This window comes from Streptomyces sp. NPDC027672 (assembly GCF_055566335.1).
The window spans coordinates 278,083-288,491 of sequence record NZ_JBVHSO010000012.1 but is presented as its reverse complement, the minus strand read 5'-3'; the positions used below and the strand labels follow the sequence as shown (position 1 = coordinate 288,491).

8 protein-coding genes are annotated in these 10,409 nt (G+C 72.6%); 1 reads left to right on the top strand and 7 read right to left on the bottom strand.

What is annotated here, in order from left to right; translation table 11 throughout:
* Positions 1-178: 178 nt before the first annotated feature.
* The gene (locus tag ACZ4SV_RS27925) at positions 179-1,021 is read right to left on the bottom strand and encodes a hypothetical protein (protein WP_468007343.1); all 843 of its coding nucleotides are present in this window, start codon (positions 1,019-1,021) and stop codon (positions 179-181) included.
* 525 nt (positions 1,022-1,546) lie between these two features.
* Here ACZ4SV_RS27925 and ACZ4SV_RS27920 point away from each other — a divergent pair.
* Positions 1,547-2,173, top strand: a complete 627-nt coding sequence (locus ACZ4SV_RS27920; protein ID WP_468007341.1) for a hypothetical protein — start codon at positions 1,547-1,549, stop codon at positions 2,171-2,173.
* Positions 2,174-2,343: 170 nt separating this feature from the next.
* On the opposite strand, the gene ACZ4SV_RS27915 is transcribed toward ACZ4SV_RS27920, so the two are convergent.
* From ACZ4SV_RS27915 to iolC, 6 genes are all read right to left on the bottom strand, one after another.
* Positions 2,344-3,807, bottom strand: a complete 1,464-nt coding sequence (locus ACZ4SV_RS27915; RefSeq protein ID WP_468007339.1) for an APC family permease — start codon at positions 3,805-3,807, stop codon at positions 2,344-2,346.
* A 387-nt stretch (positions 3,808-4,194) separates the two neighbouring features.
* Entirely contained in the window at positions 4,195-5,697 is a 1,503-nt protein-coding gene (gene mmsA / locus ACZ4SV_RS27910; protein ID WP_468007337.1) for a CoA-acylating methylmalonate-semialdehyde dehydrogenase, read from the bottom strand.
* 15 nt (positions 5,698-5,712) lie between these two features.
* Complete coding sequence (gene iolD, locus ACZ4SV_RS27905) at positions 5,713-7,590, bottom strand: 3D-(3,5/4)-trihydroxycyclohexane-1,2-dione acylhydrolase (decyclizing) (protein WP_468007335.1); 1,878 nt, start codon at positions 7,588-7,590, stop codon at positions 5,713-5,715.
* Positions 7,587-8,411, bottom strand: a complete 825-nt coding sequence (gene iolB, locus ACZ4SV_RS27900; protein ID WP_468007333.1) for a 5-deoxy-glucuronate isomerase — start codon at positions 8,409-8,411, stop codon at positions 7,587-7,589. Before iolB ends, iolD begins: the two co-directional genes overlap by 4 nt.
* Positions 8,412-8,418: 7 nt before the next feature.
* On the bottom strand, positions 8,419-9,288 hold the full coding sequence (locus ACZ4SV_RS27895; protein ID WP_468007356.1) for a Cgl0159 family (beta/alpha)8-fold protein: 870 nt from the start codon (positions 9,286-9,288) through the stop codon (positions 8,419-8,421).
* A gap of 71 nt (positions 9,289-9,359) precedes the next feature.
* Entirely contained in the window at positions 9,360-10,310 is a 951-nt protein-coding gene (gene iolC, locus ACZ4SV_RS27890; protein WP_397939721.1) for a 5-dehydro-2-deoxygluconokinase, read from the bottom strand.
* Positions 10,311-10,409 lie beyond the last annotated feature (99 nt).

The window sequence follows — 10,409 nt, the reverse complement described above, 5'->3', positions numbered from 1 at the left end:
CCGCCCACAACCTGACATCAGAAAGGTCCCCACCCATAACCACACCAACGACTGACCTGGCCATCAGTCACAGCAAGCACCGTTGCAGTACTAGGTCGCCGCGGCCGCGAGGCGAAGTCCGGACCTGCGGGTGAGCGGCAGGACCGGACTCGGCTCGCCCCGGGCGGGGAGGGTGCGGTCAGCCGACGCAACCCGGTACGGCCGGGACGCTGCTGGTGCAGTTGTCGGGTGCGTTGGAGGAGATGGACGAGGCGGTGATCGTCATGGTCCCGGACTGGCGGTAGACGCCGCCGGCTGCCACGAGCGCGATGTTCCCGGTGACCGGGGTGCTGGTCACCGTGAGGATGCCGTTCACGGAGGCGATGCCCCCGCCGCGGGCGGCCTTGTTCCCTCCCTTGACGGTGCTGCTGGTGAGTGTGGCGGTGGCCGTGTTGTACAGGGCCCCGCCGTTGCCGGCCGCGGTGTTGCCGGACAAGGTGCTGCCGGTGAAGGTCGCCGCCGCACCACTGCCGTTGTGGACGCCGCCACCGGTGCCGGTGGCCCTGCTGTTCGTCACGGCGCTGTTGGTGAGCGTCAGCGCGCCGAGGTTGAGGATGCCGCCGCCGTTGCCGGGGAGCAGGCCCAGCAGCCCGTTGGCGGAACCGTTGTTCACGGTCACGCCCTTGAGGGTCAGGTTCCCGGTGGACGAGACCCGCAGGATGCGGAAGTCGGCGGCCCCCGAGCGGGTGATGACGTTGTTGTTGCCCTCGAAGGTGATGGCGGTGGTGATGTGCGGCAGGCCGTCGGCACCGTTCACCAGGTCGCTCGCGTGCGCGGAGGTCAGGGTGTACGTGCACCCTCCGGCCAGGGTGATGACTCCGCCGCCGGCGGCGTTGGTGGTGGTGACCGCGGTGACGAGTGCGCTTTCGGTGCAGGCCACCGCGTCGGCTTGCGCCTGCGCGTCGGCGGGCAGGAGCAGGCCCGCGCCGACGGTCAGAAGCGCTGTCGCGGGGAGGAGGACGAAGGTGCGGACACTACGCATGAGGCGCCTCTTGCCAAGGGCCGGTGAAAATCCAGCCGAGAACTCTGGAATTTCCGTTGGGAACGGTCACCGGGGACCGCAGAGCAGTCGACGCTCACTGTACGCCCCGAAAAGCGATTATCGGTTCAGTGGGTGCGGAGGGAAAATTACAGAAAAAGGCCAGGGGAAGCACGGGGCGACCGCGGGACGGCCGCTCCGTGCGAAAACCCGGTCGGTCCGGCGTGCCACGTGACACCCTGTCACCGCGACCACGTACGGGAGCCCTACCTCGCCGGTTCCTTCGCGCACGCGGCCCCGGCCCCGTCGGCCACTCGTTTCGGCAGCGCACCGGAGAATATCCCGAGAACGCGAGAAAATCGCCAGAAGACCCAATTCTGTACACGCTTTCAAAGCCGGATTCTGACCGATCCAGCCAATGCGGAAGTTTTTACCGCGCGTGCGGCGCAAACCGCTCCGGACCGGCCTAGGCTGCGCATGTGTCAGTCGGAGAATATCTTCGACTGCACAAACCGAAAGGCGTACCTCATGCGCTTCAAGCGCACAGCTTCCGTCCCGCGGACCGTGCTGGTCGCCGCGATCGCCGTCGTCGGCCTCGCCGCCACCCCCACCCTCGCATCCGCTTCGGCCCCGGCCGGCGGGCACGGCGCCCGGGCCCATGGCGCCTTCGGTGTCCTCGGCCTCCCCGGTGTGAACGGCGTCAACGGCGTGGGCAGTGGTGGCGGCATCGGTGGCCTCGGCGGCACCGGTGGAGCCGCCGGCGCCAACGGCAACGGCGGCAACGGCGGCAACGGCGGCAACGGCAGCGGCACCGGAAGCACCGGCGGCGCGGGCGGTGCCGGCGGCGCGGGCGGAGCCAACGGCAACGGCGGCAGCGGCGGATCAGGCGGCGCCGCCTCTCTCGGCGGCACCGGCGGCAAGGGCGGCGTGGGCGGCGTGGGCAACGCCGGTACCGGCATCGCCGGCGGCAAGGGCGGCAACGGGGGCGCCTCCACGGCCGGAGGCACCCACAAGGGCGGCACGGGCGGGGCCGGCGGGGCCGCCAGTCCGGTGTGCCCCGGCAAGCCCGGCGGTAACGGCACCGCTGCCACACTGACCGCTGACGGCGTCACCGGCGCGACCGGCGCCGCGGGCAAGTCGACTCTCCCCTGCTGAAAGCGAACGGCCCTCCGGGCGGCTGCAACGCCGCCCGGAGGGCCGTTTTCCGTGCGGAGTGACCGCCGCTCAGGCAGCGGTGGCGCTGCTCAGGCCGGCGTCGAGCGGCAGGACCCGGACCCGACGAAGCCCTACTGGGCCTGCGCGGCCCCCGGGCCCCCGAAGCCCTACTAGGCCTGCGCGGCCCCCGGGACTGGCGTGGCCGTGGGGAGCGGGGCGGAGCCGGCCGGGTGGGTCTCCTCGGGGATCTGGGTGTCCTCCGGGATCGAGACCAGCCAGCGGGTGTCGCGGCGGGGGCGCAGGTACAGGGCCCAGTAGAGGGTGGCGACGGCGGTGATGCCGCCGGTCCACAGCAGGTAGTCCGTCTCCTGCTGGGTCAGGATGTAGGCCAGGACGGCGATGAGCAGGACCGGCACGGCGGGCCACAGCGGCATCCGCCAGGCGGGCGTGTGCCGGTGGGAGCCGCGGCGGGCGAGCAGGGCGGCGACCGCGACCAGCAGGTACATGCCGGTCACCGAGACGCCGGTGACGCCGTAGAGGGTGTCGAGGTTGACGAAGCAGAGCACCGCGCCGGGGATGCCGACGGCGAGGGTGGCGACCCAGGGGGAGCCGAAGCGGCCGAGCCGGGAGAACACCGTGTTGACCGGGCCGGGCCAGGCCTTGTCGCGGGCGGAGGCGAACAGGACGCGGGAGTTCTGGATGACCATGACGATGCCCGCGTTGATGATGGCCAGGGCCACGCAGAGGCTGACGAAGGTGCCGACCGCGGAGTTGGACCAGGCGGTGACCATGGAGCTGATGTCGCCGCCGGTCAGCTCGGTGAGGTCGGAGGCGCCCAGGGTGATGGCGGTGACCGGGACCAGGATGACCACGGTGGAGATGGCGAGGGTGGCGAGGACCGTGCGGGCGACGTTGCGGCGCGGGTTCTCCAGCTCCTCGGAGAGGTAGACGGCGGTGGAGAAGCCCTGGGTGATGAACAGGGCGATGGCGAGTCCGGAGACCACCAGCATGGCCGTCACGGTGTCGGCGTGGCCGTGGGCGCCGGCCACCTGCATCGAGACCAGGCTGCCGGCCCCGCGGTGGCTGTGCGAGAAGCCCAGCACGGCGACGACCCCGGCGGCGATGACCTCCAGGACCAGGAAGACACCGGTGATCCAGGCGTTGGCGCGCAGGTCGAGCAGGCCGGCGAGGGTGGCGAGGAGCATCACGCCGGCGCCGGTCAGGGACGGGTCGAGGTGGACGAGCGGCGCCAGGTAGTCCGCCGTGCCCATCGCGATCACCGGGGGCACGATCATGACGACCAGCAGGGAGAGCACGAAGACGAGCCAGCCCGCGAGCCGTCCGGCCATCGTGGAGACCATGGCGTACTCGCCGCCCGCGCTGGGGATGAGGGTGCCCAGCTCGGAGTAGCAGAACGCCACCGCGATACAGAGCAGGGAGCCGATGGCGATCGTCAGGGCGGTGGCGGTGCCGAGGGAGCCGAACAGGTCCGGGACCACCACGAAGAGCGTGGACGCGGGCGTGACGCACGACAGTGTCAGCAGGGTGCCGCCCACGACACCGATGGATCGCTTCAGCCCCGGGGCGGGGGCTGAGGCGGGGTCGGCCACGGACTTGTGGGGCGTGTCGGTCATGCGGCGGTTCCGATCGACTCGTGCGAGGTGAGGGTGGGGCTCGGGAGCGCTATCGCCTCCGGCGGATCGTCGTACGTTCGTCTCATCCGCTCCCGGCGCTGCATAGCGAACCCCGACGAAAAGCGCCACGTCAATGGCCGAATACCTTCGGAATCCGCAGGTCCGGTCGACCTGCCGCTCCATCACTTTCCCAGGCCGTTACGCCCCATAGGTGCATCCATCAAGCCCAAACCGGAAGTGACCTTGCTTTCAAAGGCCATCTACCGGCAACCCCTTCGTCATCCGATTCGTCCGCACTGAACGGGAACCGCAGCGAAGGTTTCAAAAAAATGTCAGCCGTCCGCTATGCGGACGGCTGATTCCGGGCGGGTGCGGACGGGCGGCGGCTCAGTGGTTGCGCGGGAAGCCCAGGTCCACGCCCGCCGGGGCGTCGGCCGGGTCGGGCCAGCGCGTGGTGACGACCTTGCCGCGGGTGTAGAAGTGCGTGCCGTCGTTGCCGTAGACGTGGTGGTCGCCGAAGAGCGAGTCCTTCCAGCCGCCGAAGGAGTGGTAGCCCACCGGCACCGGGATCGGCACGTTCACGCCGACCATGCCGGCCTCCACCTCGAGCTGGAAGCGGCGCGCGGCGCCGCCGTCCCGGGTGAAGATCGCGGTGCCGTTGCCGAACGGCGAGGCGTTGATCAGCGCCAGGCCCTCCTCGTAGGTGCCGGCGCGCAGCACGCACAGCACCGGGCCGAAGATCTCGTCCTGGTACGCCTTGGCGGTGGTCGGCACCCGGTCCAGCAGCGAGATGCCGATCCAGTGGCCGTCCTCGAAGCCCTCGACGGTGTAGCCGGTGCCGTCGAGCACGACCTCGGCGCCCTCGTCGGCGGCGCCCGCGACGTACGACGCCACCTTGTCCCGGTGCGCCCTGGTGATCAGCGGGCCCATCTCGGACTCCGGGTCGGCGCCCGGACCGATCTTGATCTTCTCGGCGCGCTCGCGGATCTTCTGCACCAGCGTGTCGCCGATCGAGCCGACCGCCACGACCGCCGAGATGGCCATGCAGCGCTCGCCGGCGGAGCCGTAGGCCGCGCTCACCGCCGCGTCGGCCGCCGCGTCCAGATCGGCGTCCGGCAGGACCAGCATGTGGTTCTTGGCGCCGCCGAGCGCCTGCACCCGCTTGCCGTGGGCGGAGGCGGTGGCGTGGATGTGGCGGGCGATCGGGGTGGAGCCGACGAAGGAGACGGCCCGGACGTCGGGGTGCTCCAGCAGGCGCTCGACGGCCGTCCTGTCGCCGTGGACGACGTTGAAGACGCCGTCGGGCAGCCCGGCCTCGGAGAGCAGCTCGGCGATCCGGACGGAGGCCGACGGGTCCTTCTCGCTCGGCTTGAGCACGAAGGTGTTGCCGCAGGCGATGGCGATCGGGAACATCCACATCGGGACCATCGCCGGGAAGTTGAACGGCGTGATGCCGGCGACCACGCCGAGCGGCTGGCGGATCGAGGCCACGTCGACCCGGCCGGCGACCTCCGTGGACAGCTCGCCCTTGAGCTGGACGTTGATCCCGCAGGCCAGGTCCACGATCTCCAGGCCGCGCGCGACCTCGCCGAGCGCGTCGGAGTGCACCTTGCCGTGCTCGGCGGTGATCAGCTCCGCGATCTCGTCGCGGTGGGCGTCGAGCAGCGCCCGGAACCGGAAGAGGATGGAGGTGCGCCGGGCCAGCGAGGACCGGCCCCAGGCGGCGAAGGCGTCCTTGGCGGCCGCGACCGCCGCGTCCACCTCCTCCACGGACGCGAACGCGACCTTCGTGGTCACGGCGCCGGTCGCGGGGTCGGTGACCGGCCCGTACGTGCCCGACGCGCCCTCGGCGGTCTTTCCGCCGATCCAGTGGTTGACGATCTTCGTCATGCCCTAAGACTCCTTCTACAGATGGCGGCGCCGGGTCGAGACGTGCCGTTCGTACAGCTCACGGGCCTTGACCGCGGACGGCCGGGTCGCGGCTTCGGCCACGGGAACATCCCACCAGGCCTCGGCGGCGGGCGCGCCCGACACAGTGTCGGACGTTTCGGTCTCCACGTAGACACATGTGGCGGTGCCGGCGGCGCGGGCCTCGGCGAGCGCCGCCCGCAGGCCGCCGACGGTCCGCGCGCGCAGTACCCGCATACCCAGGCTGGCCGCGTTGGCGGCGAGGTCCACGGGCAGCGGCGCGCCGGTGTACGTGCCGTCCGCGGCCGGGAAGCGGTAGGCCGTGCCGAACCGCTCGCCGCCCACCGCCTCCGACAGCCCGCCGATCGAGGCGTACCCGTGGTTCTGCACGAGCAGCACCTTGACCGCGACGCCCTCCTGCACGGCGGTCACGATCTCCGTCGGCATCATCAGATAGCTGCCGTCGCCGACCAGCGCCCACACGTTCCGCTCCGGTGCGGCCAGCTTCACGCCCAGCGCGGCCGGGATCTCGTAGCCCATGCAGGAGTAGCCGTACTCCAGGTGGTACTGGTCCGCCGACCGTGTCCGCCACAGCTTGTGCAGGTCGCCGGGGAGCGAGCCGGCCGCGCCCACGATGATGTCGGACTCGTCCGCCAGCGCGTCCAGCGCACCGATGACCTGCGGCTGGGTCGGGCGTACGGCGGGATCGGGGGCCGCGAAGCAGGCGTCGACGCGCCGCTCCCAGCGGGCCTTGGCCTCGGTGTACTCGGTGACGTAGGAGCCGGCGACCCGGTGGCCGTGCGTCCGCAGCCGCCCGGTCAGCGCCTCCAGGCCGCCGCGGGCGTCGGCGACCAGCGGGATACCGGCCAGCTTGTGGCCGTCGGAGGGGGCGATGTTGAGGTTCAGGAAGCGGACGTCCGGGTGGGCGAAGAGGGTGCCGGACGCGGTGGTGAAGTCGGTGTAGCGGGTGCCGACGCCGATCACCAGGTCCGCCGTGCGGGCCAGTTCGTCGGCGGTCGCGGTGCCGGTGTGGCCGATGCCGCCGACGTCCTGCGGGTGGTCGTAGCGGAGCGAGCCCTTCCCGGCCTGGGTGGAGGCGACCGGGATGCCGGTGGCCTCGGCGAACGCGGCGAGGGCCGCCTCGGCGCGGCTGTGGTGGACGCCGCCGCCGGCCACGGCCAGCGGCCGGCGGGCCGCGCGCACGGCCCGTACCGCCGCCGCCAGCTCGGCCGGGTCCGCGCCGGGCCGCCGGACGGTCCACACCCGTTCGGCGAAGAACTCCTCCGGCCAGTCGTGGGCCTCGGCCTGGACGTCCTGCGGCAGCGCCAGGGTGACCGCGCCGGTCTCCACCGGGTCGGTGAGGACCCGCATCGCCTGGAGCGCCGCGGGGATCAGGGCCTCCGGCCGGGTGAGGCGGTCGAAGTACCGGGAGACCGGGCGCAGGGTGTCGTTGACCGACACGTCGCCCGCGTACGGCACCTCCAGCTGTTGCAGGACCGGGTCGGCGGGGCGGGTGGCGAAGACGTCGCCGGGCAGCAGCAGCACCGGCAGGTGGTTGACGGTGGCGAGGGCGGCGCCGGTGACCAGGTTGGTGGCGCCCGGGCCGATGGACGTGGTGACCGCGTGCGCGGACAGGCGGTTGGACTGGCGGGCGTAGCCGACCGCCGCGTGCACCATCGACTGCTCGTTGCGGCCCTGGTGGTACGGCATCACGCCGGCGTACTCGACCAGCGCCTGGCCGATGCCGGCGACGTTGCCGTGCCCGAAGATGCCCCAGGTGGCGCCGATCAGCCGCTGCCGGGCGCCGTCGCGTTCGGTGTACTGGGCGGCGAGGAAGCGGACGAGTGCCTGGGCGACGGTCAGCCGGACGGTCATCGGTAGCCCCCTGTGGTCCGCGTGTGGTCCGGGTGGAAACGGATCCGCCACTCCCGGGTGGGGCCCGGGCCCGCCATGACGTTCAGGTAGTACATGTCGTGCCTGGGCTGGGCGACGGACGGGCCGTGCCAGCCGTCGGGGACGAGGACGGCGTCGCCGGACCGGACCTCGGCGAGGACGTCGGCGCCGCCCGCGCGCGAGGGGGACACCCGCTGGTAGCCGAGACCGTCCGGGCCCTCGATCTCGAAGTAGTAGATCTCCTCCAGCTCGCACTCCTCGCCCGGCCGGTGCTCGTCGTGCTTGTGCGGCGGGTACGACGACCAGTTGCCGCCCGGCGTGACCACCTCCACGGCGATCAGCCGGTCGCAGTCGAAGGAGTCCGCGGCGGCGAAGTTGCGCACCGTGCGGGCGCAGCCGCCGCTGCCGCGCCGCTCGACGGGGACCTCCGGCGCGGGGCCGTAGCGGGCGGGGAGTCGTCGCTCGCACTTCGCTCCTGCCAGGGCGAAGCGGCCTCCCGCGCCGGAGGCGATCTGGACCCGGGCGTCCCGGGGGGCGTACGCGAAGTCCGAGACGTCCGCGAACACGCTCTCCCGGCCCAGGAGTTGGAACTCGTCCTGCTCGATTCGAACGGTACATCCGCCGTCCAGCGGAAGCACGATCCACTCGCTGCCGCCGGTGGTGAACGTATGGCTGCCGCCGGGTGCCAGCGCGACCACGCGCAGGCTGCTGTAGGTCCAGCCGGCCGTCTCGGGGCCGATGTCGACGGCGTACCGGCCGTGCGCGGCGGCGCCCCTGGGCAGATGCAGGTCGGTACTGGTCATACGGCCCTCACAGCAGTCCTACGGCGGTGTCCACGGCGGCGGCCACATCGCCGTCCGCCGGATACAGCAGCGAGCGGCCGGCCACCAGGCCGCGCACGGTGGGCAGGCGGAGCGCGCTACGCCACTTCTCGTACGCCGCCTCCTGGTCGTCCCCGACGTCGCCGCCGAGGAGCACGGCGGGCAGGGTGGAGGTCTCCATCACGCGGGCCATGTCGTCGGGGTTCTCGGTGACCGGCACCTTCAGCCAGGTGTAGGCCGAGGAACCTCCGAGCCCGGAGGCGATGGCGAGGGACCGGGTGACCGCCTCGGCGGACAGGTCGTTCACCGGGCCGCCCTGGGGCCCGCGGCGGCTGATGAACGGCTCCACGAACACCGGCAGCCGGCGCGCGGCCATGGCGTCGACCGCGCGGGCGGCGGACTCCAGCGTGGTCAGGGAGCCGGGGTCGGTGTAGTCGAGGCGCAGCAGCAGTTTGCCCGCGTCGAAGCCGAGCCGTTCGAGGTCCTCGGGGCGGTGGCCGGTGAACCGGTCGTCGAGTTCGAAGCTGGCTCCGTGCAGTCCGCCGCGGTTCATGGAGCCCATGACGACCTTGTGCTCCAGGGCGCCGAGCAGGAGCAGGTCGTCCAGGATGTCGGCGGAGGCGAGGACGCCGTCGACGCCGGGCCGTGACAGCGCGAGGCAGAGGCGTTCGAGCAGGCCGGCGCGGTTGGCCATGGCGAGGTCGCGGTCGCCGACGCCGAGGGCGCCGCGGGCCGGGTGGTCGGCGGCGACGATCATCAGCCGGCCGCCGCCGTCCAGCAGCGGGCGGCGGGCCCGGCGGGCGGCGGCCTCGGCGATCGCCTCGGGACGGGCGGCGCGGACGCGGACGAGTTCGGCCACGTCGACCCGGGGCCGCCGCGCGGTGTCCCCGTCCCCGCCCTCCGTGTGCGTGCCCGCGACCCGGCCGGCCCTCACAGCACGGCTCCGGCCGCCAGCGCGGCGGCCACCTCGTCGGCGGTGGGCATGGCGGAGGAGCACTCCAGCCGGGAGGCGACGATGGCGCCGGCCGCGTTGGCGTGCCGCATGACGGTCTCCAGGTCCCAGCCGGCCAGCAGGCCGTGGCAGAGGGCGCCGCCGAAGGCGTCGCCGGCGCCGAGGCCGTTGAGGACGGTGACGGGCAGCGGCGGGACCTCGGCGCACTCGCCCTGCCGGCTGACGGCGAGGACGCCTTTGGGTCCCTGCTTGACCACGGCCAGTTCGGGCCCGGCGGCCAGCAGGGCGCGGGCGGCGGCGTGCGGTGCGCGCAGTCCGGTGGCGACCTCCACCTCGTCCAGGTTGCCCACGGCGACGGTGGCGTGGCGCAGGGCCTCGGCGTAGAAGGGGCGGGCGGTATCGGGGTCGGCCCAGAACGCGGGGCGCCAGTCCAGGTCGAAGACGGTGGTGCCGGTGCGGGCCCGGTGGGCGAGGGCCGCGAGGGTCGCCGTACGGCTGGGTTCCTCGCTCAGGCCGGTGCCGGTGACCCAGAAGATCCGGGCCGCGCCGACGGCGTCCAGGTCCAGTTCACCGGCGTCGATCTCCAGGTCGGGGGCCTTGGGCTGCCGGTAGAAGTAGAGCGGGAAGTCGTCGGGCGGGAAGACCTCGCAGAAGGTGACCGGCGTGGGCAGGCGGGGCACGGAGGCGACCCAGCGGTCGTCGACGCCGAAGCCGCGCAGCGCCTCGTGGAGGTAGGTGCCGAACGGGTCGTCGCCGGTGCGGGTGATCACGGCGGTGCGCCGGCCGAGCCGGGCCGCGGCGACCGCGACGTTCGCCGCCGACCCGCCGAGGAACTTGCCGAAGGACGCGACCTCGGCGAGCGGGACGCCGGTCTGGAGCGGGTAGAGGTCCACCCCGATCCGCCCCATGGTGATCAGGTCGTAGGCCATCGGCTTCCCTTCGTCATGGCTCCCCCGGCTTTCTAGCCCCGTACGCCGAACCCTGTCAATGCTTTGTCCGGACATTCGGACGACCCTCGTCCGGATACC

Bases quoted from the DNA above. Each gene is read 5' to 3' on its own strand.
- ACZ4SV_RS27925 (WP_468007343.1), bottom strand. From the start codon at position 1,021: ATGCGTAGTGTCCGCACCTTCGTCCTCCTCCCCGCGACAGCGCTTCTG.
- ACZ4SV_RS27920 (WP_468007341.1), top strand. From the start codon at position 1,547: ATGCGCTTCAAGCGCACAGCTTCCGTCCCGCGGACCGTGCTGGTCGCC.
- ACZ4SV_RS27915 (WP_468007339.1), bottom strand. From the start codon at position 3,807: ATGACCGACACGCCCCACAAGTCCGTGGCCGACCCCGCCTCAGCCCCC.
- mmsA (WP_468007337.1), bottom strand. From the start codon at position 5,697: ATGACGAAGATCGTCAACCACTGGATCGGCGGAAAGACCGCCGAGGGC.
- iolD (WP_468007335.1), bottom strand. From the start codon at position 7,590: ATGACCGTCCGGCTGACCGTCGCCCAGGCACTCGTCCGCTTCCTCGCC.
- iolB (WP_468007333.1), bottom strand. From the start codon at position 8,411: ATGACCAGTACCGACCTGCATCTGCCCAGGGGCGCCGCCGCGCACGGC.
- iolC (WP_397939721.1), bottom strand. From the start codon at position 10,310: ATGGCCTACGACCTGATCACCATGGGGCGGATCGGGGTGGACCTCTAC.